At 73.2% G+C, this 24,756-nt stretch carries 19 protein-coding genes and 1 pseudogene; 8 read left to right on the top strand and 12 right to left on the bottom strand.

Annotation, left to right across the window (positions count from 1 at the left end; translation table 11 throughout):
- Positions 1–38: 38 nt before the first annotated feature.
- Both ACIBCJ_RS00500 and ACIBCJ_RS00495 read right to left on the bottom strand, forming a co-directional pair.
- Positions 39–674 carry a DJ-1/PfpI family protein gene (locus ACIBCJ_RS00500; protein ID WP_365981449.1) on the bottom strand — a complete coding sequence of 212 codons (636 nt, stop codon included), beginning with the start codon at positions 672–674 and terminating at the stop codon, positions 39–41.
- 48 nt (positions 675–722) lie between these two features.
- Entirely contained in the window at positions 723–1,691 is a 969-nt protein-coding gene (locus tag ACIBCJ_RS00495; RefSeq protein WP_362510182.1) for a GlxA family transcriptional regulator, read from the bottom strand.
- A gap of 113 nt (positions 1,692–1,804) precedes the next feature.
- Between ACIBCJ_RS00495 and ACIBCJ_RS00490 the strand changes: the two genes are divergently transcribed.
- The 3 genes from ACIBCJ_RS00490 (at position 1,805) to ACIBCJ_RS00480 (ending at position 5,405) form a co-directional block, all read left to right on the top strand.
- A complete protein-coding gene (locus tag ACIBCJ_RS00490; protein ID WP_365981448.1) occupies positions 1,805–2,674 on the top strand; it encodes a hypothetical protein in 870 nt (289 codons plus the stop codon).
- A gap of 107 nt (positions 2,675–2,781) precedes the next feature.
- Positions 2,782–2,913 carry an LPFR motif small protein gene (locus ACIBCJ_RS00485; RefSeq protein WP_252100479.1) on the top strand — a complete coding sequence of 44 codons (132 nt, stop codon included), beginning with the start codon at positions 2,782–2,784 and terminating at the stop codon, positions 2,911–2,913.
- Positions 2,914–3,026: 113 nt separating this feature from the next.
- Entirely contained in the window at positions 3,027–5,405 is a 2,379-nt protein-coding gene (locus tag ACIBCJ_RS00480; protein WP_365981447.1) for a Tex family protein, read from the top strand.
- A 166-nt stretch (positions 5,406–5,571) separates the two neighbouring features.
- On the opposite strand, the gene ACIBCJ_RS00475 is transcribed toward ACIBCJ_RS00480, so the two are convergent.
- Positions 5,572–7,218 (bottom strand): ABC-F family ATP-binding cassette domain-containing protein, encoded by a 1,647-nt coding sequence (locus ACIBCJ_RS00475; RefSeq protein WP_365981446.1) that lies wholly within the window; start codon positions 7,216–7,218, stop codon positions 5,572–5,574.
- A gap of 108 nt (positions 7,219–7,326) precedes the next feature.
- On the opposite strand from ACIBCJ_RS00475, the gene ACIBCJ_RS00470 reads away from it, so the two are divergent.
- Positions 7,327–8,277: an FAD-dependent oxidoreductase gene (locus tag ACIBCJ_RS00470; RefSeq protein WP_362091174.1), complete on the top strand. Its 951-nt coding sequence runs from the start codon at positions 7,327–7,329 to the stop codon at positions 8,275–8,277.
- A gap of 413 nt (positions 8,278–8,690) precedes the next feature.
- Here ACIBCJ_RS00470 and ACIBCJ_RS00465 read toward each other — a convergent pair whose 3' ends face one another.
- Positions 8,691–10,427: a BCCT family transporter gene (locus ACIBCJ_RS00465; RefSeq protein WP_362091171.1), complete on the bottom strand. Its 1,737-nt coding sequence runs from the start codon at positions 10,425–10,427 to the stop codon at positions 8,691–8,693.
- Between the two features lie 467 nt (positions 10,428–10,894).
- Between ACIBCJ_RS00465 and ACIBCJ_RS00460 the strand changes: the two genes are divergently transcribed.
- On the top strand, positions 10,895–12,397 hold the full coding sequence (locus ACIBCJ_RS00460; protein WP_365981445.1) for a M1 family metallopeptidase: 1,503 nt from the start codon (positions 10,895–10,897) through the stop codon (positions 12,395–12,397).
- 58 nt (positions 12,398–12,455) lie between these two features.
- On the opposite strand, the gene ACIBCJ_RS00455 is transcribed toward ACIBCJ_RS00460, so the two are convergent.
- A complete protein-coding gene (locus ACIBCJ_RS00455; RefSeq protein WP_362091165.1) occupies positions 12,456–13,922 on the bottom strand; it encodes an amino acid permease in 1,467 nt (488 codons plus the stop codon).
- Between the two features lie 231 nt (positions 13,923–14,153).
- Here ACIBCJ_RS00455 and ACIBCJ_RS00450 point away from each other — a divergent pair, with 231 nt between their 5' ends.
- Positions 14,154–14,903, top strand: a complete 750-nt coding sequence (locus ACIBCJ_RS00450) for a MerR family transcriptional regulator (protein WP_362091162.1) — start codon at positions 14,154–14,156, stop codon at positions 14,901–14,903.
- A gap of 30 nt (positions 14,904–14,933) precedes the next feature.
- On the opposite strand, the gene ACIBCJ_RS00445 is transcribed toward ACIBCJ_RS00450, so the two are convergent.
- The 3 genes from ACIBCJ_RS00445 to ACIBCJ_RS00435 form a co-directional block, all read right to left on the bottom strand.
- Positions 14,934–17,114, bottom strand: a complete 2,181-nt coding sequence (locus ACIBCJ_RS00445) for a 3-hydroxyacyl-CoA dehydrogenase NAD-binding domain-containing protein (RefSeq protein WP_365981444.1) — start codon at positions 17,112–17,114, stop codon at positions 14,934–14,936.
- 61 nt (positions 17,115–17,175) lie between these two features.
- Complete coding sequence (locus ACIBCJ_RS00440; protein WP_365981443.1) at positions 17,176–18,390, bottom strand: acetyl-CoA C-acetyltransferase; 1,215 nt, start codon at positions 18,388–18,390, stop codon at positions 17,176–17,178.
- An 11-nt stretch (positions 18,391–18,401) separates the two neighbouring features.
- Positions 18,402–19,592, bottom strand: a complete 1,191-nt coding sequence (locus tag ACIBCJ_RS00435) for a CaiB/BaiF CoA-transferase family protein (RefSeq protein ID WP_365981442.1) — start codon at positions 19,590–19,592, stop codon at positions 18,402–18,404.
- A 207-nt stretch (positions 19,593–19,799) separates the two neighbouring features.
- On the opposite strand from ACIBCJ_RS00435, the gene ACIBCJ_RS00430 reads away from it, so the two are divergent.
- Positions 19,800–20,978, top strand: a complete 1,179-nt coding sequence (locus ACIBCJ_RS00430; RefSeq protein WP_362091150.1) for a saccharopine dehydrogenase NADP-binding domain-containing protein — start codon at positions 19,800–19,802, stop codon at positions 20,976–20,978.
- Positions 20,979–21,699: 721 nt separating this feature from the next.
- On the opposite strand, the gene mmpA is transcribed toward ACIBCJ_RS00430, so the two are convergent.
- Positions 21,700–21,846 (bottom strand): morphogenic membrane protein MmpA, encoded by a 147-nt coding sequence (gene mmpA, locus ACIBCJ_RS00425; protein ID WP_365981441.1) that lies wholly within the window; start codon positions 21,844–21,846, stop codon positions 21,700–21,702.
- Between the two features lie 144 nt (positions 21,847–21,990).
- Positions 21,991–22,692: an endonuclease V gene (locus ACIBCJ_RS00420; RefSeq protein WP_365981440.1), complete on the bottom strand. Its 702-nt coding sequence runs from the start codon at positions 22,690–22,692 to the stop codon at positions 21,991–21,993.
- A 42-nt stretch (positions 22,693–22,734) separates the two neighbouring features.
- Here ACIBCJ_RS00420 and ACIBCJ_RS00415 point away from each other — a divergent pair.
- A pseudogene (locus ACIBCJ_RS00415) lies at positions 22,735–23,033 on the top strand (YciI family protein).
- A 10-nt stretch (positions 23,034–23,043) separates the two neighbouring features.
- Here the strand turns inward: ACIBCJ_RS00415 and ACIBCJ_RS00410 are convergent.
- Entirely contained in the window at positions 23,044–23,373 is a 330-nt protein-coding gene (locus ACIBCJ_RS00410; RefSeq protein WP_362091142.1) for a plasmid stabilization protein, read from the bottom strand.
- A gap of 72 nt (positions 23,374–23,445) precedes the next feature.
- Complete coding sequence (locus ACIBCJ_RS00405) at positions 23,446–24,489, bottom strand: oxidoreductase (RefSeq protein WP_365981439.1); 1,044 nt, start codon at positions 24,487–24,489, stop codon at positions 23,446–23,448.
- Between the last annotated feature and the right edge of the window lie 267 nt (positions 24,490–24,756).

The raw sequence follows: 24,756 nt of genomic DNA, 5'->3' as shown, positions 1-24,756 counted from the left end.
TCTTGTTCCGGGCGCCGGAACGATCCGCACGACAGGCCCTACGTCAGGACGAACCGGCTCCGGCCGCGGAACTCCTCGACGAGGTGCGCGGGTGCCTTGTCCGGGGACCCGGCGTCGTAGGGCGGCTGCGGGTCGTACTCGGTCAGCAGCTGGACCGCCCGGGCGTGTTCGTCGCCGGCGATCCGGCCGAGCAGGGCCAGTCCCATGTCGATGCCGGAGGAGACACCGGCCGCGGTGACGTACTTGCCGTCGGTGACGACCCGCTGCCCGGTCGGCTCGGCGCCGTACCGGCGCAGGAAGTCCAGCGCCAGCCAGTGCGAGGTGGCGCGGCGGCCCTCCAGCAGGCCGGCCGCGGCGAGGAGCAGGGAGCCGGTGCACACGGACGTGGTCCAGGTGCTGGTGGCGTCGGCGGCGCGCAGCCAGGCCAGCAGGGTCTCGTTCTCCATCTGCGGGGTCTGGCCGGGACCGCCGGGCACGACGACGATGTCGGGGCTCGGCACGTCCGCCAGGGTCCGGTCGGCGGTGAGCGCGAGGTTCCCGGTGTCGGTGCGCACGGGGCCGGTGCGCTCGGCGACGAAGACGGTCTCCGCGTCCGGGAGGCGGCCGAGGGTCTCGTACGGGCCGACGGCGTCGAGGGCGGTGAAACGGTCGAAGAGGACGATGGCGATCTGCACGCGGTTCCTTCCGGGGTGGATCGGTGACGGATGGTGCGGGTACGGGCTTCACTGGGCCGGCGCGGGCCGGAACCGGCGGCGGTACTCCGCCGGTGAGGTGCCGAGGGCCTTGACGAAGGCGCGGCGCATGGTCTCCGGCGTGCCGTAGCCGCTGGCCCGGGAGACCTCCTCGACGCCGTCGCCGGTGTCCTCCAGGAGCCGGCGGGCGTGTTCCAGGCGGACCCGGTCGACGTAGCGGCCGGGCGGCATGCCGGTCTCCGCCTGGAAGGCGCGGGCGAAGTGGCGCGGCGAGAGACGGGCGCGGGCGGCGAGGGACTCCACGCTCAGATCGGCACCGGGATGTTCGGTGATCCAGTGCTGCAGCTCCCGCAGCGGCTCCCGGCGCGCGGTCTGGGCGGCGAGCTGCGCGCTGAACTGCGCCTGGTTGCCGGGGCGGCGCAGGAACACCACCAGGTGCCGGGCGACGGTCAGGGCGACGTCCCGGCCCAGGTCCTCCTCCACCAGCGCGAGGGCGAGGTCGATGCCGGAGGTGACCCCGGCGGACGTGGCCACGTTCCCGTCGCGCACGTAGATGGGATCGGGGTCGACGTCCACCGCCGGGTGGTCGCGGGCGAGGCGGTCGCTGTAGGCCCAGTGGGTGGTGGCCCGGCGGCCGTCCAGCAGACCCGCCCGGGCCAGCAGGATCGCCCCGGTGCACACCGAGACCAGGCGCCGGGCGCGCGGCCCGTGCTCGCGCAGCCATGCGGTGAGGCGCGGGTCGGGGTCGCGGGTGCCCCGGCCGCCGGGGACCACCAGCGTGTCCGGCTCCGGCGCGTCGGTGAGCGCCTGGTCCGGTACGACGGTCAGACCGCTGGAGGTGCGGACGGGAGCGCCGTCCAGCGAGGCCGTGCGGATGCGGTACGTCCCCGGTGTGTGCTGCTCGGCGCCCGCGAAGACCTCGACGGGGCCGGTGACGTCGAGGCTCTGGACCCGGTCGAAGAGGAGGACGAGGACGGTCTGCGGGGTTCGCTGCGCCATGCCGTCGATTCTTCGCCCGCCGCCCGAGGTCCGCAATGACGAGAACCCCACCTTTCCTGCCGTACGCCGCGCAGGCCCGCAGGACGTACTGAGCGGTTGGTAACGTGCGGGGCATGACAACTGCCGCCATCGACCCCCGCGCGGGGCGCCGCTGCCACAACGCCCTCAACTCGCTGCACTCGACGCACTACTTCTCGCCCGACCTGGGACGGGAACTGGGCGCTCTCGGGGTCACCGACGCCCGGGCCGTCAACTTCGCGGTGCGCGCCGCCGCGCTCGGTCCGGTGGGCGCCGGTGCCGTGACGGCGGCGTTCTACAACTACAAGCACGACCTCGTCGCCCGGCACGTCCCCGCCGTGTGGGAGAAGGTCACGCCCCAGCAGGCGCTGGCGGCCCGGTTGCGTGCCGTGGACGCGACACTGCGCCGTCTGCTGGGCGAGGAGGCGGTGACGTCGGCCGAGATGGCGGAGGCGGCCGGCCTGGCCCTGCGCGCCGCCGAGGGCTGTGCCCGCAGCGCCCGCCCGCTCTGCTCGGCCCACGCCGACCTGCCCGTGCCCGATGCCCCGCACCTGGCGCTCTGGCACGCGGCGACGCTGCTGCGCGAGCACCGCGGCGACGGTCATCTCGCCGTCCTGATGACCGCGGGCCTCGACGGCCTGGAGGCACTGGTGACGCACACGGCGACCGGCAAGGGCATGGCACCGAAGTGGATCTTCACCACCCGGGGCTGGACCCAGGAGGAGTGGGACGCGGCCGCGGGCCGGCTGCGCGAGCGCGGGCTGGTCGACGCGGCCGGCGAGCTGACCGAGGAGGGCGTCGCCCTGCGCGAGGGGATCGAGCGGGAGACGGACCGGCTGGACGCGGCCCCGTACGCGCACCTGGGCGCCGAGGGCGTGGCGCGCCTGACGGAACTCGGCTCGGTCTTCGCGCGCGCGGCGCTCGGGGCGGGTGCCTTCCCGAAGGACCTGCTCGCCAAGCGCTGACGACGCGCCCGGGCGCGGACGGAGTGTACGGACAGGCATGCGAGGCCGCTACCGAGGTACCCGTAGGTTCCCCGGCCGAGGCGGCCGGGAGACGAAAGGGGTTACTCGTGTTCCGTGCCATCGCAGACGTCCTGCGCCAGATCGGTGGAGCGGTCGCCACCGTGGTGACGCTTCCCTTCCGGGCCGTGGCCCGGCTCTTCGGCGGGGCCTCGTCCTCCACCCGCAGCCGCAGGGTCTGATCCGGGACCCCTCCCGTCGGTCACGACCGGCCCGGACGGCGCCCTGATCCCCGATTGTCGGTGTCACCTGCCACAATTGCCGCGCAACCTCAGTGAGAAGGCGGTACGGGATCGTGACGACACCCGGGTCAAACGCGTCCAGGACGTCCGGCGCGTCCAGCGAGGCTGGATCCATCGAGAGCAGGATCGCCGACGAGCTCGGTGTGCGGGAGCGGCAGGTGAAGGCGGCGGTCGAGCTGCTCGACGGCGGTTCGACGGTGCCCTTCATCGCCCGCTACCGCAAGGAAGCGACCGAGATGCTCGACGACGCGCAGCTGCGCACGCTCGAGGAACGGCTGCGCTATCTGCGGGAGCTGGAGGAGCGGCGTACCGCCATCCTCGACTCGGTGCGCGAGCAGGGCAAGCTCACCGAGGAGCTCGAAGGGCGCATCCGCGCGGCGGAGACCAAGGCGCGCTTGGAGGACATCTACCTGCCCTTCAAGCCGAAGCGGCGCACCAAGGCGCAGATCGCGCGAGAGGCGGGTCTCGAGCCGCTGGCCGAGGGCCTGCTCGCCGACGCGTCGGTCGATCCGCTCGCCGCGGCGGCCGCGTTCGTCGACGCCGGCAAGGGCGTGGCCGATCCGCAGGCCGCTCTGGACGGCGCACGCTCGATCCTCACGGAGAAGTTCTCGGAGGACGCCGACCTGATCGGCGAGCTGCGGGAGCGGATGTGGACGCGCGGTCGGCTCGCCGCCAAGGTGAAGGACGGCAAGGAGGAGGCCGGCGCCAAGTTCGCCGACTACTTCGACTTCGCCGAGCCGTTCACCGACCTTCCCTCGCACCGCGTCCTCGCGATGCTGCGCGGCGAGAAGGAGGACGTGCTCGACCTCGTCCTGGAGCCCGAGGAGCCCACCGAGGGGCCGTCGTCGTACGAGGCGATCGTCGCGAGCCGGTTCGGGATCGCCGACCGCGGGCGCCCTGCCGACAAGTGGCTGGCCGACACGGTCCGCTGGGCCTGGCGCACGCGCATCCTGGTGCACCTGGGCATCGACCTCAGGCTGCGTCTGCGCACCGCCGCCGAGGACGAGGCGGTCGACGTGTTCGCCGCCAACCTGCGCGACCTGCTGCTGGCCGCTCCGGCCGGCACCCGCGCGACCCTGGGCCTCGACCCCGGTTTCCGTACCGGTGTGAAGGTCGCCGTGGTCGACGCGACCGGCAAGGTGGTGGCCACGGACGTGATCCACCCGCACGTCCCCGCCAACCGGTGGGACGAGGCGATCGCCAAGCTGGCGCGTCTGGCCAAGGAGCACGCGGTCGACCTGATCGCCATCGGCAACGGCACGGCGTCGCGGGAGACCGACAAGCTCGTCGGTGAACTCATCGCCAAGCACCCGGAGTTGCAGCTCACCAAGGTGATGGTGTCCGAGGCGGGCGCGTCGGTGTACTCCGCCTCCGCCTTCGCCTCCCAGGAGCTGCCGGACATGGACGTCTCGCTGCGCGGCGCGGTCTCGATCGCCCGGCGGCTGCAGGACCCGCTGGCCGAGCTGGTGAAGATCGACCCGAAGTCGATCGGTGTCGGCCAGTACCAGCACGACCTCTCCGAGGTGAAGCTGTCCCGCTCGCTGGACGCGGTCGTCGAGGACTGTGTGAACGGCGTGGGGGTGGACGTCAACACCGCCTCCGCGCCCCTGCTCGCCCGGGTCTCCGGCATCACCTCGGGACTCGCCGAGAACATCGTGGCGCACCGCGACGCGAACGGGCCGTTCACGTCGCGGACCGCGCTGAAGAAGGTGTCGCGGCTCGGTCCCAAGGCGTACGAGCAGTGCGCGGGCTTCCTGCGGATCCGGGGCGGCGACGATCCGCTGGACGCGTCCAGCGTGCACCCCGAGGCGTACCCCGTGGTGCGGCGGATGGTGAAGACGGCCGGGCAGGAGGTGGCCGGGCTGATCGGCAACACGGCGGTGCTGCGGTCGCTGAAGCCGGACCAGTTCGTGGACGAGACGTTCGGTCTGCCGACGGTCACGGACATTCTGCGGGAGCTGGAGAAGCCGGGGCGCGACCCGCGGCCCGCCTTCAAGACGGCCACCTTCAAGGAGGGCGTGGAGAAGATCTCCGACCTGTCGTCCGGGATGGTGCTGGAGGGTGTCGTCACGAACGTCGCCGCGTTCGGGGCGTTCGTGGACGTCGGTGTGCATCAGGACGGGCTCGTGCACGTCTCCGCGATGTCGAAGACGTTCGTGAAGGACCCGCGGGACGTGGTCAAGCCCGGGGACATCGTGAAGGTGAAGGTGATGGACGTCGACATTCCGCGGAAGCGGATCTCGTTGACGTTGCGGCTGGACGACGAGGCGGCCGCGCAGGGGGAGCCGAAGAAGGAGCGGGGTGGCAGGCCGCCGCGGCAGCGGCAGCAGCGGGGTGGCTCCGGCGGTGGGGGGAAGGGGCGTCCGTCGTCGGCTCCCGCTGCGTCCGACGGGGCGATGGCCGACGCGTTGCGGCGGGCCGGGTTGGCCTGAACGCCCGGGGCGACGGGGCGGGGTGGATGCGCCGCCCGGCGCCGCGGGGGTGCCCCTCCCCCGCACTCGGCTTCGTCCGAGCGGGAGGTGCCCCCACCGCCCACCCGTGCCGCCCCCCGGGGGTGCCGCCTAAGGGTTCCACCCGGTGGAGGCACGACTGCCCGCACTAGGAGGCCGCCTCCGCCACCTTGCCGTTCGTCACCTCCAGGCGGCGGGTCACCCGGACCGCGTCGAGCATGCGGCGGTCGTGGGTGACCAGGAGGAGGGTGCCCTCGTAGGCGTCCAGGGCCGATTCGAGCTGTTCGATGGCCGGCAGGTCGAGGTGGTTGGTCGGCTCGTCCAGGATCAGCAGGTTGACGCCCCGGCCCTGGAGGAGGGCCAGGGCGGCACGGGTGCGCTCGCCGGGCGAGAGGCTCGACGCCGGGCGGGTGACGTGGTCGGCCTTGAGGCCGAACTTGGCCAGCAGGGTGCGGAGGTCGGCGGGCTCCGTGTCGGGGACGGCGGCGCGGAAGGCGTCGAGCAGCAGCTCGGGCCCGTGGAACAGCTCGCGGGCCTGGTCGACCTCGCCGAGCAGGACCCCGGAGCCGCGTGCCGCGTGCCCGGCGTCGAGCGGCACGCGGCCCAGGAGCGCGCCGAGGAGCGTGGACTTGCCCGCGCCGTTGGCTCCCGTCACCGCCACCCGGTCCGCCCAGTCGATCTGGAGGGAGACCGGGCCCAGCGTGAAGGCGCCGCGCCGGACCTCGGCGTCGCGCAGGGTGGCGACGACCGCGCCCGAGCGGGGCGCCGACGCGATCTCCATGCGCAGGTCCCATTCCTTGCGCGGTTCCTCGACGACCTCGAGACGTTCGATCATGCGCTGGGTCTGGCGGGCCTTGGCGGCCTGCTTCTCGCTGGCCTCGCTGCGGAACTTGCGGCCGATCTTGTCGTTGTCGTTGCCCGCCTTGCGCCGGGCGTTCTTGACGCCCTTGTCCATCCAGGCGCGCTGCGTCTGGGCCCGGTCCTGGAGGGACGCCCGCTTGTCGGCGTACTCCTCGTAGTCGTCGCGGGCGTGCCTGCGGGCCACCTCGCGTTCTTCCAGGTAGGCCTCGTAGCCGCCGCCGTAGAGCCTGATCTGCCGCTGGGCGAGGTCGAGTTCGAGGACTTTGGTGACGGTGCGGGTGAGGAACTCGCGGTCGTGGCTGACGACGACGGTGCCGGCGCGCAGCCCGGTCACGAAGCGTTCCAGGCGCTCCAGTCCGTCCAGGTCGAGGTCGTTGGTCGGCTCGTCGAGCAGGAAGACGTCGTAGCGCGAGAGCAGCAGCGAGGCGAGACCGGCGCGGGCGGCCTGGCCGCCGGAGAGCAAGGTCATCGGCTGGTCCAGGTCGACCGTCAGGCCCAGGGCCTCGGCGGTCTCCTGCGCACGGTCGTCGAGGTCGGCGCCGCCCAGGGCCAGCCAGCGCTCCAGAGCGGTCGCGTAGGCGTCGTCGGCTCCGGGAGCGCCGTCGACCAGGGCCTGCGTGGCCTCGTCCATGGCCCGCTGGGCCTCGGTGACGCCGGTGCGGCGGGCCAGGAACTCCCGCACGCTCTCGCCGGGGCGGCGCTCCGGCTCCTGCGGGAGGTGGCCGACGGTGGCGGTGGGCGGGGAGAGGCGCAGCTCGCCCTGTTCCGGCGCGGTCAGGCCGGCGAGCAGCCGCAGGAGGGTGGACTTGCCCGCACCGTTCGCCCCGACGAGGCCGATGACGTCGCCGGGCGCGACGACGAGGTCGAGCCCGGTGAACAGGGAGCGGTCGCCGTGGCCGGCGGCGAGGTCTTTGGCGACGAGGGTGGCAGTCATCAGACCGTAGATCCTAGTCGCGCCCGGGTGTCGGCTCGGCCGGGTTCCCCCGTGCCGGCCGGGGCAGGGCCCGCTCCTCAGGAAAGGGCGTTCGGTTAACGTCCTGGTGTGGATACCGAACTGGATGGCGAAGTCGTCGTGGTCGGCGGCGGGGTGATCGGGCTGACGACGGCCGTCGTCCTCGCCGAGCGGGGCAGGCGGGTGCGGCTGTGGACGCGGGACCCGGTGGAGCGGACCACCTCGGTGGTCGCGGGCGGGCTGTGGTGGCCGTACCGGATCGAGCCGGTGGCGCTGGCCCAGGCCTGGGCGCTGCGTTCCCTCGACGTGTACGAGGAGCTGGCGGCGCGTCCCGAGGAGACCGGCGTGCGCCTGCTGGAGGGCGTGCTCGGCGAGACCGGCCTGGACGAGGTGGGTTCGTGGGCCGCGGCCCGGCTGCCGGGACTGCGTGCGTCCACGGCCGCGGAGTACGCGGGGCCGGGGCTGTGGGCGAGGCTGCCGGTCATCGACATGTCGACTCATCTCCCTTGGCTGCGGGAGCGGCTGGTGAGGGCGGGCGGCGTCGTGGAGGAGCGTTCGGTGACCGACCTGGCCGAGGCCGACGCGCCGGTCGTGGTCAACTGCACGGGGCTGGGCGCCCGGGACCTGGTGCCGGATCCGGCCGTGCGGCCCGTGCGCGGGCAGCTGGTCGTGGTGGAGAACCCCGGCATCCGGAACTGGCTGGTGTCGGCCGACACGGACTCCGGGGAGACGACGTACTTCCTTCCGCAGCCCGGACGGCTCCTGCTGGGCGGGACGGCCGAGGAGGACGCCTGGTCGGCCGAGCCGGACCCGGCGGTGGCGGAGGCGATCGTGCGGCGGTGCGCGGCGCTGCGCCCCGAGATAGCCGGGGCGCGGGTGCTCGCGCACCGGGTGGGGCTGCGGCCGGCGCGGGACGCGGTACGACTGGAGCGCGGGACGCTGGCGGACGGGCGACGGCTGGTGCACAACTACGGCCACGGCGGCGCGGGCGTCACCGTGGCCTGGGGCTGCGCGCAGGAGGCGGCCCGGCTCGCCTCCTGACGCTCGTGCGCCGACCCGACGGCGGGACCGGGCCGGGTTGACTGCTCGTGTCCTGACCGGCGGGTCGTGTACGGGGTTCACCGCCCATGTCCCGACCGGCGGGACCGAGCCGGGTTCACCCGACGTGCCCGACCAGCGAGCCGCGTGCAGGGCTCACCGCCCGCGTCCCGACCGGCGGGACCGAGCCGGGTTCACCCGACGTGCCCGACCAACGGGCCGCGTGCAGGGCTCACCGCCCGCGTCCCGACCGGCGGGACCGAGCCGGGTTCACCCGACGTGCCCGACCAGCGAGCCGCGTGCAGGGCTCACCGCCCGCGTCGCGGCCGGCGGGGCCGGGCCGGATGCACCGGCCGTGCCCGACCGGCGAGCCCGTGGGGGCCGGTGCCGGTTCGCCGCCGACGGGACCGCGCGGGTCAGTGCTCGTGGTGCTTGCCGATCGGGTCGCCCTCCACGTCCGTGCCGGGGCCGGGGCCGATACGGATCTCGAAGTCGCCCTCGTACTGCTTGTGGCCCTCGATGACGGCCAGCTCGACGGCTTCGGAGGCCATCTCGCCGCGCACCATGAGGGGGTCGCGGCGCAGGTCGCGCATGAGGGCGACGCACATGAAGATCATCACGATGACGAAGGGCGCCGCCGCGAGGATCGTGAGGTTCTGCAGACCGGTGAGCGCGTCCGCCTCGCCGCTGCCGATCAGCAGCATGATGGCCGCGACCGCGCCGGTCACCACGCCCCAGACGACCACCACCCAGCGGCTGGGTTCGAGCGCGCCCTTCTGCGAGAGCGTGCCCATCACGATGGAGGCCGCGTCGGCGCCCGAGACGAAGAAGATGCCGACGAGGATCATCACCAGCAGGCTGGTGGCGGTGGCGACGGGGTACTCGTGCAGCACGCCGAAGAGCTGGCCCTCCGGGGTCGAGTCGTCGCCGAGCCGGTGCTGCTCCTGCAGCCGCATCGCCGAACCGCCGAAGATCGCGAACCAGATCAGGCTGACCGTGCTGGGCACCAGGATGACACCGCCGATGAACTGACGGATGGTCCGGCCCCGGCTGATGCGGGCGATGAACATGCCGACGAAGGGCGTCCAGGAGATCCACCACGCCCAGTAGAAGACCGTCCAGCTGCCCAGCCAGTCGGCGACCTCCTTGCCGCCGCTGATCTCGGTGCGGCCGGCCATCTGCGGCAGGTCGCCGAGGTAGGCGAAGACCGAGGTCGGCAGCAGGTCGAGGATGAGGATGGTCGGACCCGCGACGAACACGAACACGGCGAGGATCAGGGCCAGCACCATGTTGGTGTTGGACAGCCACTGGATGCCCTTTTCGACGCCGGAGATCGCGGAGGCCACGAAGGCCACCGTCAGCACGGCGATGATGCCGACGAGCAGCCCGGTGCTGACCTTGTCCATCCAGTCGAGCTTCTCCATGCCGGAGCCGATCTGCAGCGCGCCGAGCCCCAGGGAGGCCGCGGAGCCGAAGATCGTGGCGATGATGGCCAGGATGTCGATGACCCGGCCGCCCGCTCCGTTGGCGTGCTTCTCGCCGATGAGCGGGGTGAACACCGCGCTTATGGTCTGCCTGCGGCGCCTGCGGAAGGTGCTGTAGGCGATGCCGAGACCGACCACCGCGTAGATCGCCCACGGGTGCAGCGTCCAGTGGAACAGGGTGGTGGCCATCGCCGTCGCCATCCGGTCGCCGGAGTCGGCCGGGCTGGTGCCGGGCGGGGGCGAGGTGTAGTGCGCCAGCGGCTCGCTCACGCCGTAGAACATCAGACCGATGCCCATGCCCGCGCTGAACATCATGGCGACCCAGGAGACGGTGCGGAACTCGGGTTCCTCGCCCTCGGCGCCCAGGTGGATGCGGCCGTAGCGGCTGGCCGCCAGCCACAGGGCGAAGACCACGAACCCGGACGCGGCCAGCGTGAACGCCCAGCCGCCGTTGTGCAGCAGGCCGCCGAGCATGCTGGTGGAGACGTCCTCCAGCGAGTCGGTGGCGGCGGCTCCCCAGACGACGAACGCCAGGGTCAGGACGGCCGTGACGCCGAAGACGACGCGGTCGGTCCGGGGCTTGTGCTCCTGCCCCGGGAGACCGGCTTCCGCACCGGGAAGCGTGCCTCGTTCGTGCTCTTCCTTGTCGCTTGGTCGGTCCTGCGTCACAGGCGGCACCCTTCAAGTCGATGTGGCCGAAAATACCCGTCCGCTACGCCCCTTACCACGTATGGCGCGGAACTCACCTCTTCAGCAGCGGGTATCGGGTTCACCCGCCGTAAGGCTGTACGTCGCGCGCTCGCCCAGGAGCAGGGGCACCAGGGCGCGCCGCGACCGGCGCAGCGGTACGTAGGCGGCCTCCTCCCCGGTCCGGCGGACCTGTACACCGTGCGGCGCGAATCCAGCGCCGAGGAGGGCGGCGAGGGTCGCGGTGGCCGCGGTGCAAGGGCACGGACGGTTGCGTTCCGGATGCCGCGGGGCGGTACAGCGGCCGGCACCGGCGCGGCAGGGTGCCACGGGTGGCTCATGACGGCCGGATGGCGATCGTGTGACGGCAGTGGCCGTGGACACGACAGTGCCCACAGGAGCTGAATAGGCTCCGAACAGACTCCGTGCCCCTACGACTTGGAGCTTTCGTGCACCGCAGAATCATCGTGCCGGGCGCGCTGGGCGCCGCCTCCCTCATGCTGGCGATCCCGGCGTCGGCGGCCGCCCACTCCCCCGGCGCGCCGGGCATCGGCGACCCCTATTACCTGGCCTACGGCAACGGCGGATACGACGTCTCGCACTACGACCTGCGCCTGAAGTACCAGCCGGCCACCGACCGGCTGGAGGGGACGGCGACCATCCTGGCGCGCACCACCGAGGACCTGTCGCGGTTCGACCTCGACTTCCTGCTGGACGTCGGCGAGGTGCGGGTGAACGGCGCCAGGGCGTCGTTCACGACCTCGGGCGAGCAGGAGCTGGAGATCACCCCGCAGAAGCCGCTGGACAAGGGCACGCCCCTCACCGTCGTCGTCCGCTACAGCGGCGTGCCGTCCTCGAAGAAGGCGTTCGGCTTCACCAGCTGGCACCGCACCCCGGACGGCGGCGTCGCCGCGAACGAGCCCGAGGCCGCGGCCTGGTGGTTCCCGGCCAACGACCACCCGCTCGACAAGGCCACCTACGACGTGTCGGTGCAGGTGCCCGACGGGACCCAGGCGATCTCCAACGGGACCCTGCAGTCGACGAGTTCGCGGCTCGGCTGGACCCGCTGGAACTGGCGCTCGGACAAGCCCCAGGCCACGTACCTCACCACGCTGGCCATCGGGAAGTTCGACGTCACCACCGGCACCACCGGGAGCGGCATCCCGGTCGTCAACGCCTACAGCCGGGACCTGGGCGCGAACGACGGCGCGGCGCGGGCCAGTGTGGAGCGCACCGGGGAGGTCGCCGAGTGGCTGAGCGACTACTTCGGGCCGTATCCGTTCGACGCGCTCGGCGGCTACGTGCCGAACACCACCACCGGGTACGCGCTGGAGACGCAGACCCGGCCGTTCTACAGCCCGCGGCAGTTCGCCAACGGGTCGAACGTGTCCGTGGTCGTGCACGAGCTGGCCCACCAGTGGTACGGCGACCTGGTCTCCGTGCGGGGCTGGAAGGACATCTGGATCAACGAGGGCTTCGCGCGGTACGCCCAGTGGCTGTGGTCCGAGCACGAGGGCGAGGGCACGGCGCAGGAACTGGCTGACTACACCTACGCCTCGCACCCGGCCGACGACGCGTTCTGGACGGTGAAGCCCGGTGACCCCGGTCCGGAGAACCAGTTCGACGCCGCGGTCTACGACCGGGGCGCGCTGGCCCTCCAGGCGCTGCGGGGCGAGATCGGGGACGAGGACTTCCTCGCGATCCTGAAGGGGTGGCCGGCGAAGCACGCCTACGGCAACGCGTCCGTGGCCGACTTCCGGCGCTACGCCGAGGAGGTGTCCGGCAAGCCGCTGGCCGCCCTGTTCGACACCTGGCTGTTCCAGCCGTCGAAGCCGGACACCGCGGCGGCCCACGCCCGGTCGCTCACGAAGGCACCCGGGGCGTCCGGGGCCCCCGCCCAGCCGCGCTCGTGGCAGAAGATCGCCGCGACCAACGACGCGCACGACCACTGAGCCGCGCCCCCTCAGACGGTGTCCCCGTGGTCGTACACGGTCACGGGGACACCGGTCGCTACTGCGTCGGCGTCGGCGGTTCCTGTGCGGCGTGCTGGGCGACGCGGCGGCGGACGCCGAACCAGCCGGCCACCAGCATCACCGCGATCACGGGTACCAGCAGCACGGTCTTGCGGCCGACCTCCTCGTCGTTCCACATCAGGCCGATGACCGCCAGCAGGAAGGCGATCGTGACGATCTCCGTGACGGGGCTGCCGGGCAGCCGGAAGCGCGGCCGTTCGACCAGGCCGGCGCGGGCCCGGCGGACGAACACCAGGTGGCAGATCATGATGATCACCCACGTGCTGATGATGCCCAGCGAGGCGACGTTCAGCACGATCTCGAAGGCCTTGCTCGGCACCAGGTAGTTCAGGCCGACACCGAGGACGCAGACCGCGCAGGTCAGCAGGATGCCGCCGTAGGGGACCTGGCTGCGGCTCATCACGCCGGTGAACCTGGGCGCGGAGCCCGCCATGGCCATGGAGCGCAGGATGCGGCCGGTCGAGTACAGGCCGGAGTTCAGCGACGACATCGCGGCGGTGAGGACGACGAGGTTCATCACGTCGCCGGCGGCCGGCACCCCGATGCCCGACAGGACCGTGACGAAGGGGCTCTCGTCGCCCGAGTACAGCGAACTCGGCAGCAGCAGGGCCAGCAGGACGACCGAGCCGACGTAGAACACGGCCACCCGCCACATGATCGAGTTCACCGCGCGGGGAACGATCTTGTGCGGTTCCGCCGTCTCGCCCGCGGCGACGCCGACCAGCTCCAGGGCCGCGTAGGAGAAGATCACGCCCTGCATGACGAGGACCACGGGCATCACTCCGTGCGGGAGGACGCCACCGTGGTCGGTGATCATGCCCATGCCCGGCGTCTGGCCGCTCACCTCGTGCTGGGTGGCGAGCAGGAAGATGCCGATCAGCATGAAGCCGACGAGGGTGGCGACCTTGACGATCGCGAACCAGAACTCCATCTCGCCGAAGATCTTCACCGAGATCAGGTTCACGGCCAGGACCACCGCGAGGGCGACCAGGGCGAGCACCCATTGGGGGATGCTCGTGAACATGCTCCAGTAGTGGGTGTACAGCGCGATCGCGGTGATGTCGGCGATACCGGTCGTGGACCAGTTCAGGAAGTACATCCAGCCGGCGACGTAGGCGCCCTTCTCCCCGAGGAACTCGCGCGCGTACGACACGAAGGAACCGGAGGAGGGCCGGTAGAGCACCAGCTCACCGAGTGCCTTGACGACGAAGAAGGCGAAGACGCCCGCGACGAGGTAGGCGATCGCGAGCGCCGGTCCGGCGTCGCGCAGGCGCCCGCCGGCGCCGAGGAAGAGGCCGGTGCCGATCGCGCCGCCGATGGCGATCATGTTGACGTGGCGGGGCTTGAGGTCCTTGCTGTAGCCGGCGTCGCCCGCGTCCGCGGGTCGTTCGGCCGCCTGGGGATGGGCGGCGGCCTGTGCCGTGGCGACGGCGTCCTTGCTCACGGGTGGTTCCACTCTCTGGTGCGCCCGGGCGGGATGTGCCCAGGTCGTCCGTACAGTGACAAGGCCCGCACCACCCTCGCGGCACAGACCAAGGCAGCACCTTCCCACGACGCTGCGTGGGCATGCGGTGGTCCGTGTCACACAGCGTGACTTCTCACATGATCCGCCGCCGGTCTCCACCTGCCGCACAAGAGGTGTGACAGCGTTGGTGGGACAGCGATACTGCTGCACATGACGACGAGCGAAACCGACGCGGCCGGCGCCGGGGGGCAGACCCTCACGATCGACGAGCTTGCGGCGCGGGCCGGCCTCACGGTGCGCACGGTCCGCTTCTACGGCACCAGGGGACTGCTGCCCCCTCCGGTGCTCGGTCCGCGCCGGGTGGGGCGTTACGACGGGGAGCACCTGGCCCGGCTGGCGCTGATCGAGGAGTTGCAGCACCAGGGCATGACACTGGCCGCGATCGAGCGGTACCTGAGCCGGCTGCCGTCGGACCTGAGCGCCCACGACCTGGCGCTGCACCGCGCGGTGGTGGCCTCCTGGGCGCCGGAGACGGTGGAGCGGGTCACCCGTGAGGAGCTGGGCAGGCGGGCGGGGCGGCCGCTCACCGACGAGGAGGTGGACCGGCTGGGGGCGATGGACGTCGTGGTGCCCGACGGCGACGGGTACCGGGTCGACGCCGGGCTGCTCCGGCTCGGCGTCGAGCTGCTCGACGTGCCCTTCTCCACCGAGACGGTGCTCGCCGCCCGTACCGCGCTGCTGGAGCACTCCCGCGCCGCCGCGCGCGACCTGTCGCTGCTGCTGCGCGACGCGGTGGCCGAACGGAACGCGCCGGACGTGAGGTCCCTGTCGGCGCACATGCACCCGCTGGTGGTGCAGGCGCTGCTGACCACGTTCCAGCGGTCGCTGCGCGAGGAACTGCGGGAGTGGCTCGACCGGGACGGCGAGAGCGGCGGGGACGGTCAGGGCGGCGAGGACTGAGGCGGCACCCCGGTCCCCGCCGCGGCCGGCTCAGCGGCCGTCCGAGAAGACCTCGCCCCGCTCCGCCTTCTCCACCAGCAGCGCGGGCGGGGTGAAGCGCTCGCCGTAGCGGTCGGCCAGTTCCCGGGCGCGGGCCACGAAGCCGGGCAGGCCTCCCTCGTAACCGTTGACGTACTGCAGGACACCGCCGGTCCAGCCGGGGAAGCCGATGCCGAAGATCGAGCCGATGTTGGCGTCGGCGACGGAGGTCAGCACGCCCTCCTCCAGGAGCCTGACGGTGTCGAGCGCCTCCGAGAAGAGCATCCGCTCCTGCATGTCCCGGAACGGGATCTCGTACCCGGCCTTGGTGAAGTGCTCGCGCAGTCCCGGCCAGAGTCCGGCGCGCCTGCCGTCCTCGCCGTACTCGTAGAAGCCCGCGGCGCCCGAGCGTCCGGGACGGCCGAACTCGTCGACCATGCGGTCGATGACCGCCTCGGCGGGATGCGCGGTCCAGGTGCCGCCGGCCTCCTCCACGGCCCGCTTCGTCTCGTTGCGGATCTTCCGCGGGAGGGTGAGGGTCAGCTCGTCCATCAGGGACAGGACCTTGGCCGGGTAGCCGGCCTGCGCCGCCGCCTGCTCCACCGACGCGGGCTCGATGCCCTCGCCGACCATGGCGACGCCCTCGTTGATGAAGTGGCCGATGACCCGGGAGGTGAAGAAGCCGCGCGAGTCGTTGACCACGATCGGCGTCTTGTTGATCTGCCGGACCAGGTCGAAGGCGCGGGCCAGCGCCTCGTCCCCGGTCCGCTCCCCCTTGATGATCTCCACCAGCGGCATCTTGTCCACCGGCGAGAAGAAGTGCAGCCCGATGAAGTCGCCCTGCCGCTCCACGCCCTCGGCCAGCGCCGTGATGGGGAGGGTGGAGGTATTGGAGCACAGCAGCGCGTCGGGGGCGACGCCGTGCTCGATCTCCTGGAAGACCTTGTGCTTGAGCGAGGTGTCCTCGAACACCGCCTCGATCACCGCGTCGCAGCCCGCCAGGTCGGCCGCCTCGGCCGTCGGTGTGATCCTGGCCAGCAGCGCGTCCGCCTTCTCCTGACTGGTACGGCCCTTGGCCACCGCCTTCGCGCACAGCTTCTCCGAGTACGCCTTGCCCTTGAGCGCCGCTTCCAGGGAGACGTCCTTCAGCACCACGTCGATACCGGCGCGGGCGCACGAGTAGGCGATACCCGCGCCCATCATCCCCGCGCCCAGCACCGCCACCCGGGTCACCTGCCGGGGCTCGACGCCCTTGGGGCGGTTCGCGCCCGAGTTCACCGCCTGGAGGTCGAAGAAGAACGCCTGAATCATGTTCTTCGAGGTCTGCCCGGCGGCCAGTTCGACGAAGTAACGGGCCTCGATGACCTGTGCGGTCTCGAAGTCGACCTGGGAGCCCTCGACGGCGGCGGCCATGATGTTGCGCGGCGCCGGGTAGGGGGCGCCGTTCGTCTGCTTGCGCAGGTTGGCCGGGAAGGCGGGCAGGTTGGCCGCGAACTTCGGGTGGGCGGGCGTGCCGCCGGGGATGCGGTAGCCGGGCCTGTCCCAGGGCTGGGCGGACTCCGGGTGGGCGTCGATGAAGGCGCGGGCCTTGGCGAGCATGTCCTCGCGGCTGTCGGCGACCTCGTCGACCAGGCCGTTCTCCTGAGCGCGGCGCGGGTTGTACTGGGTGCCCTGGAGGAGGACCTTCAGGAGGGCGTCGGTGATGCCGAGCATCCGGACGGTGCGGACGACGCCGCCGCCTCCGGGGAGCAGGCCGAGGGTGACCTCGGGGCAGCCGATCTTGGAGCCGGGCGCGTCCAGGGCGACGCGGTGGTGGCAGGCCAGCGCGATCTCGTAGCCGCCGCCGAGGGCCGCGCCGTTCAGGGCGGCGACGACGGGCTTGCCGAGGGTCTCGATGCGGCGCAGGTTCCGCTTGATGGCCATGCCGCCGTCGAAGAGGTCCTGGGCGGTCTCGGGGGTGACGCGGATCAGGTCGCGCAGGTCGCCGCCGGCGAAGAAGGTCTTCTTGGCGGAGGTGACGATGACGCCGCGGACGGAGTCCTTCTCGGCCTCCAGGCGGTCGGTGACCGCTGCGAGGGAGTCGCGGAACGCCTGGTTCATGGTGTTCGCGGACTGGTCGGGGTCGTCGAGGACGAGGGTGACGACGCCGGTGTCGTCCTGCTCCCAGCGGATGGTGGTGGGCTCGGTGCTCATGAGGGTGTGCTCCAGGTGATCCGTCGAGGCCGTCGCGGCCGTCGTATCCGTCGGGAGGGGGTCAGATGCGCTCGACGATCGTGGCGATGCCCATGCCGCCGCCCACGCACAGGGTGGCGAGGCCGTAGCGCTTGTCCTGGCGCTCCAGTTCGTCGACGAGGGTGCCGAGGATCATCGCGCCGGTGGCGCCCAGCGGGTGGCCCAGCGCGATCGCGCCGCCGTTGACGTTGACCTTGTCCAGGGACAGGCCCATGTCCTTGACGAAGCGCAGGACGACCGCCGCGAAGGCCTCGTTGATCTCGACCAGGTCGATGTCGTCGATGGTCAGCCCGGCCTTGGCGAGGGCCTTGCGGGTGGCCGGGGCGGGGCCGGTGAGCATGATGGTGGGCTCGGAGCCGGAGACGGCTGCGGACACGATCCGGGCGCGCGGGGCGAGGCCGTGGCGGTCGCCGACCTCCTTGGAGCCGATGGCGACCAGGGAGGCGCCGTCGACGATGCCGGAGGAGTTCCCGGCGTGGTGAACGTGGTCGATCTTCTCCACCCAGTGGTACTTCTGCAGCGCGACGGCGTCGAAGCCGCCCAGCTCGCCGATGTCCGCGAAGGACGGCTTGAGCTTCCCCAGCGAGTCGGCGGTCGTGCCGGGCCGCGGGTGCTCGTCGTGGTCCAGGACCGTGAGGCCGGCGCGGTCCCGCACCGGCACGACGGAGCGGTCGAAACGGCCCTCCTTCCAGGCGGTGGCCGCGCGCTCCTGGGACAGGGCCGCGTACTCGTCCACGTCGCGGCGGGAGAAGCCCTCGATGGTGGCGATGAGGTCGGCGCCGATGCCCTGCGGGACGAAGTTGGTGGCGAGGTTGGTCATCGGGTCGTTGAACCAGGCGCCGCCGTCCGAGGCCATCGGGACGCGGGACATGGACTCGACGCCGCCCGCGAGGACCAGGTCCTCCCAGCCGGAGCGCACCTTCATGGCCGCCATGTTGACGGCCTCCAGGCCCGAGGCGCAGAAGCGGTTCTCCTGGACACCGGCCACCGTGTCCGGCAGTCCCGCCGCGATCGCCGCGATGCGGGCGATGTCGGAGCCCTGGTCGCCGACCGGACCGACGACGCCGAGCACGATGTCGTCGACGGCGGCCGGGTCCAGGCCGGGGAAGCGGGCGCGGATCTCGTGGATGAGGCCGACGACCAGGTCGACGGGCTTGGTGCCGTGCAGGGCGCCGTTCGCCTTGCCGCGTCCGCGCGGGGTGCGGATCGCGTCGTACACGTACGCTTCGGTGCTCACTGGCAGGCCTTTCACTGAGGGTGGTGCGCTGAGGGATTCGGGTGGGGTGACGCCGGGCAGGGGCCGGGGTCGCGGGGCAGGTCCCAGTCGCGGGCCACGGACGCGCCGTCGGCGCCGGGCAGGGCGGGCCCGGTGCGTACGGCGGTGGGGGTCGCGGAGAAGCGGGGCGCGGGGGCCGGCTGGGTGATGCCGTCGTGGTCGGTGAACGTGGAACGGGCGGCGAGGTGCGGGTGGTGCGGGGCCTCGCGCAGCGACAGGACGGGGGCCGCGCAGGCGTCGGAGCCCTCGAAGACCGCCGTCCATTCGTCGCGGGTACGGGACCTGAACCGGGCGGCGACGGCCGCGCGCAGTTCGGGCCAGCGGGCCGGGTCGTCGCGGGCCGGTGCCTGGTCGGGCAGGCCGAGGAGGCGCGTGAACTCGGCGTAGAACCGCGGCTCCAGCGCGCCGACCGCCATGTACCGGCCGTCGGCGGTCTCGTAGGTGCCGTAGAAGGGGCAGCCGCCGTCGAGGAGGTTGGCGCCGCGCCGGTCCTGCCAGGCGCCTGCGGCGAGCATGCCGTGGATCATCGCGGAGAGGTGGGCGGTGCCGTCGACGATGGCGGCGTCCACGACCTGCCCGGCGCCGGTCGCCCGTGCGTGGTGCAGGGCGGCGAGGACGCCGACGACCAGGTACAGGGAGCCGCCCGCGTAGTCGCCGAGGAGGTTGGCGGGGACGGCCGGCGGCTCGTCGGGGGCGCCGATCATGCCGAGGGTGCCGGTGAGCGCGATGTACCCGATGTCGTGCCCGGCGCGTTGGGCGAGCGGGCCTTCCTGGCCCCAGCCGGTCATGCGGCCGTAGACCAGGCGCGGGTTGCGGGCGTGGCAGTCGGCGGGGCCGACGCCGAGCCGTTCGGCGACGCCGGGGCGGTAGCCCTCGATCAGGACGTCGGCGCGTTCGGCGAGGTCGAGGACGCAGGCCGGCCCGTCGGGCGCCTTGAGGTCGACGACCACGGAGCGCTTGTTGCGGTTGGTGACGTCGCGGCCGGGGTCGATCCCGAGACCGGGCCCGCCCGGACGGTCGACGCGGACGACGTCGGCGCCCAGGTCGGCCAGGAGCATGGCGGCGAACGGGCCGGGGCCGATGCCGGCCAGCTCGACCACGCGCACACCGGCGAGCGGGCCCTCGGCGCCCGGCGTCCGCGTCGGCGTCCTCGCCTCCGACATCCAGCCCCCAGCTCTGTGACACAACCGATGTAACACCGATGATGCTAAGAACGTGTTCCACTCGGCACAAGACCCGAGCGAGCAAGCGCTTAGCCAATTATGGTGCAGGCTCCTCTTCGGGCCGCGCGCTCCTCACGCTAGCCTCAGCCACCGGCGACGGCGCGTGCTGCGGGCCGGGGAACCGCCGACGGGTGACGAAGGGATGTCATGAGCAGGCTGAATGCGGCCGACCGGCCGTACGACATCGTGCTGTTCGGGGCGACGGGGTTCGTCGGCGAACTCACGGCGCGGTACCTCGCCGAGCACACGCCCGAGGGGCTGCGTTGGGCGATCGCGGGCCGCAGCGAGGAGAAGCTGCGCCGGCTGCGTGACCGGCTGCCCGGCGGGGCGGAGATCGGCGTGCTCCGCGCGGACGTCTCCGATCCGGCCTCGCTGCGGGAACTCGCCGAGCACGCGCGCGTGGTGGCCACGACGGTCGGTCCCTACGTCCGGTACGGCGACGCGCTGGTCGCCGCCTGTGCGGAGGCCGGCACGGACTACCTGGACCTCACCGGTGAGCCCGAGTTCGTGGACCTGACCTACGTCCGGCACGACGCCCGCGCGCGGGAGACCGGCGCCCGGCTGGTGCACGCCTGCGGCTTCGACTCCGTCCCGCACGACCTCGGCGTGTACTTCACCGTGCGGCAGCTGCCGGAGGGCGTGCCGCTGAGCGTGGACGGCTACGTGCGGGTCGGCGCCGCGTTCTCGGGCGGTACGTTCGCCTCCGCGCTGGGCCAGTTCGCGCGGGGCCGCCGGCTGCGGGCCGCCGCGCTGGAACGCCGCCGGCACGAACCCCGCCTGGTGGGGCGCCGCGTGGTGACGCCGACGGGGGCGCCGCGGTTCGCCGGGGAGGTGGGGGCGTGGGCGCTGCCGCTGCCTACCGTCGACGCGCAGATCGTGCGCAGGTCGGCGAAGGCCCTGGAGCGCTACGGCCCCGACTTCCGCTACCGCCACTACGCGGCCGTACGGCACCTGCCCGTCGCGGTGGGCGGGGTGGCGGCCGTGGGCGCCCTGCTGGCGGCGGCCCAGGTGCCGCCCGCGCGGCGCTGGCTGTCCGGCCGGCTGGCGCCGGGTGACGGACCGAGCGCCGAGCGGCGGGCGAGGAGCTGGTTCTCGGTCCGCTTCGTGGGCGAGGGCGGTGGCCGGAAGGTGTTCACCGAGGTCGCGGGCGGCGACCCCGGGTACGACGAGACCGCCAAGATGCTCGCCGAGGCGGCACTCTGTCTCGCGCTGGACACCCTGCCGCCCACGGCCGGCCAGGTCACCACGGCCGTGGCGATGGGCGACGCGCTGACCGAACGGCTGCGGGCGGCGGGCATCGACTTCCGGGTGGCCACGACCCGCTGAGCCCCGCGAGGAGTTCGGCCGGGCCGATGGGTCGGGTCTGGCGGGCGGGGGGTCGGGTCCGGAGCCGGTCTGGCGGGCCCGGGCCCGGATTCGGCAGGCCACGGGGCGCGGGCCCCGGCCGGGCCGGCGGTCCAAGTCCGCGTCCGCGTCCGCGTCCGCGTCCGCGTCCGGCGGGGGCCGGGCTCGGGTCCGGCACGTCGCGGCAACGGGTCCGGCGGGCCGGGTGCGGTGGGGCTGGGATCCAGGTCCGCACTTCGCGGAACGGGTCCGGCAGGCTCGGGGTCCGGGTCCGGCGGGGTGCGGAAGGGGGCGGCAGGCCCAAGTCCAGGCCCGGTTCGTCGCGGAACGGGTCCGGCGGGCTCGGATCCAGGTCCCGCAGGGCGCGGAACGGGTCCGGCGGGCCCCGGTCCCACGGGCCGCGGCTCGATGGGCGGGTCCAGGTCCGGGAGGTCGCAGGCCGGGGCAGGCCCCGGATCCCCTGAGCCCGGGTCCTGGACAGGCACGTAACGGCCCTGGTCGGCGGACCCGGCTTCCCGTGGACCGAAGTGCGGTGGGCCCGGCTCCGGTCGGCCGGGCTCCCGTGGGTCGGGGTCCCGTGCGCCGGGCTCCCGCGGGCCGGGATCCGGTCCGGCGGGCGCCCGCGGGCCCGGGGCGGCCGGCAAAAGTTCCAGTGGGCCGGGGTCCGTGGGCCCGGGTCGGTGGGGAAGGGGCCCGGTGGGGGCTAGCCGGACCATCCGGCGATCGTGTAGATCATCCCGCCGATCCAGGCCAGCCCCGCGATCAGCGCCAGCACGAGGCCCGCGGCCACGGCCCGATCGGCGGGCCGGGCGGGCTGGGCCGAGTACTTGGGTGCGCGGGGTGCCGTCATGCCGTCCACCCTGCCGGGGCGGGCGGCGGCGGCACATCCGTACGGATACTCAGGCCGCCTGAGCTTCCGTCCACCGGGGCAGCCCTTCACGCCACCCCGCTCCAGGGGAGCGGGCGGCGCGCCCGGCACCGTGCCGGAGAGTGGTCAACGGGGCTGTTGCAGGCGCCGCAGGGCAGCGCGGCACAGGGCGTCGGCCCTGCGGGTGGTCTCCGGCAGCCGGTAGACGGGTGCCAGGGCGAGCGTGTGCGCGCAGGCGTTGCCGAGGCTCACCCGGTGCCCGACGGAGACGAAGACCGGCTTCACCCCGTCACGGGTGCGCACCGCGCGCCCGACCTCCTCGGGGCCGTCGAACAGCGGGGACGTGCTGCCGCGCGGCGCGTCCGGGTCGTCGTGGGTGAAGGCGAACGGGTTCTTGGCGACGCCGATCGTGGGCAGGTCCGTGAGGACGCCCAGGTGACTCGCGAGGCCGAAGCGGCGCGGGTGGGCCAGGCCGTAGCCGTCGCACACGACGAGGCCGGGCGGGCAGGGCAGCGCCTCCAGGGCGGCCAGGACGGTCGGGACCTCCCGGAAGGCGAGCAGACCGGGCACGTAGGGGAAGGAGACGCGCCCGACGGCCGTGGCCTCGGCGACGACGGCGAGGGTCGCGGCGTCCAGCACGACGGCGGCGGCCGCGACGGCGTCGCGGGCGTCGTCGTAGGCGACGTCCACACCGGTCACCAGGCCGGTGCCGGGCGGCGGGCCGTCTTCGTCGAGCACCACGCGTGCGCGCAGTTCGTCCTGCACGGCGCGGGCCTGCTCCTCGGTCGCGGGCCAGTCGTCGGGGATCTGCACGGGCACGGTCGTCATGGTGGCCGCCACCCTACGGGAGCCCGGAGCAGTCTCGCGATCATGTTCGTACCGGAGCTGCCCCACTCACCGCCTCGCTCGAAGCCGTCGACGCCGTACTGGCGGACCACGTGGCCTGGCTGGACGGACTCTACGAGCAGGGCGTGCACCTGGCGTCCGGCCCCAAGGCGCCCCGCGGCGGCGGGGTGATCCTCGCCCTCGCGGAGGACCGCACGCGGATCGAGGAGATCACCCCGGGCGACCGGTTCGTCAGGGCCGGCGTGTGCGCGTCCCGCGTCACCGAGTTCGCCGCCTCGAAGACGGCGTCCGGACCGGAGAGGTACCGGGAGACGCGCGGCTAGGGGGCGCCGCTCACTTGCCCAGGGCCTGGCGCAGTTCGCCCTTGTTCATGCTCGACCGGCCGTGGACGCCTCGGCGCTTTGCCTCCTCGTACAGCTGGTCGTAGGTGGGGCCCTGGGGTCCCTGGCGGTTCCCGGACCGCTGGCCGCCGCGCTTGCTCGGCGACTTGTCCTGCGTCGAGGTACGGCTGGCGGTCTTCGACTCGCCGGACTGCGCGCGCTCCTTGTTCACCGTACGGGCCGCGATCTCCTCGGCCCGGCCGGTGCTCTCGCCGCGGTCCTTCGCGCTCTTCTTGATGTGCTCGTACTGCCGTTCCCGTTTGGGGCTCGAACCGCTCGGCATGTCCGCTCACTTCCTCTCACGTTCAGCGAACGGTTACCCACGTTACGGACACTCACCCCGCCCCGCCCGGCGTCAGTGCTCCAGCCGGGCCACCCGGCCCTGCTCTCCCGCGGCCCAACAGCCCAGGTCCGGGGTGCAGTCCACGGTGTCGTACGACCCGGTGTCGACCGTCCGCCAGGTGCGTCCGCCGTCCGTGGTGAGGTCGGTGCCCGAGGGGCCGACGGCGAGGGCGGCGGTGCGGCTGTGCGGGAGCCACGCGACGCCGGAGCGGTAGGCGGGCGGGGGCCGGTCGGCGGGGTGCCAGGTGCGGCCGGCGTCCGCGGTCCGGGCGGCGGCCTTCGGGGAGTCCTGCTCGGGGCGGAAGTCGCCGCCGACGGCGAGTCCGTGGGCACGGTCGCGGAAGGCGAGGGCGAAGACGCCTCGGGCGGGGTCACCGGCCGGGATCGGCGCGTCGGTGGCCGTCCACGTGCGTCCGCGGTCGGCGGAGTGCAGGACACGCGCGCGTGCCGCACCGCCGGTGGCCAGCCACACGTCCCTCGGCCCGGCCGAGACCAGGCACTGGCCACTGGCCGCGAACCCGGCCTCGCCGTCCTGCGCGGCGGGCATCCCCCGGTTCGGGAGCACCGTCCAGGAGCGGCCGCCGTCGCTGGTCGACAGGATGCGGAACCTGCCGTCCACCGGGTCGCTCATGGCCAGGCCGTGGCGCCGGTCGAAGAAGGTGAGGCAGTCGTAGAAGGCACGTGCGTCGGTGTTGCGGAAGGACTCGGTCCAGGTCGCGCCGCCGTCGTCGGTGCGGTACACCCGGGACGCCTCGCCCTCTCCGATGGACAGGGCCACGGCCCGGCGGGCGTCGAAGGCCTCGATGTCCCGGAACTCCAGTGCGCCCGCCCCCGCCGGGGAGACGTCGCGCCAGGTGCCGCCGCCGTCGGTGGTCCGCAGCACGGTGCCCCGGGTGCCGGCCACCCAGGCGGTGTGCCGGCTGACGGCGGCGAGCCCACGGAACCGGACGTCGAAGACCCCGGTGTCCCGCACGTCCCAGTGCGGCCCTTGGTGCGCCCGGGCGGGTACGGCGGTCAGCGCGGCCACCGCCGCCGCGCAGACGGCCCCCGCGAGCACCGCCCGCCCCGTGCGCCTCCCGCCGGTCCGAACCGGCCGTGCCGTGCGTCGCGTGCTTCCCAAGCGCCTCATGGCGGGCGAAGCTAGCCCACGTCCCCCGCGCCGTCCAGAGGGCCCCCGCCGCCCCGCGCGCGTGGTGCACGAGTGCCGCACGTGCCGCACGTGCCGCTGCGGAGCACGCGAGGAGAGCCCGGTCACTCCCGGACCCCTCCTGGCATGAACGCGGTGACAGAGGTCACTCGCTCGTCGTGTGCACGGATGGGCTGA

It is taken from the genome of Streptomyces sp. NPDC051136, assembly GCF_044455745.1.
Taxonomy (GTDB): Bacteria; Actinomycetota; Actinomycetes; order Streptomycetales; family Streptomycetaceae; genus Streptomyces.
Note: the sequence above shows the minus strand (reverse complement) of the source record. Positions and strands in the feature narration are given on the sequence as shown.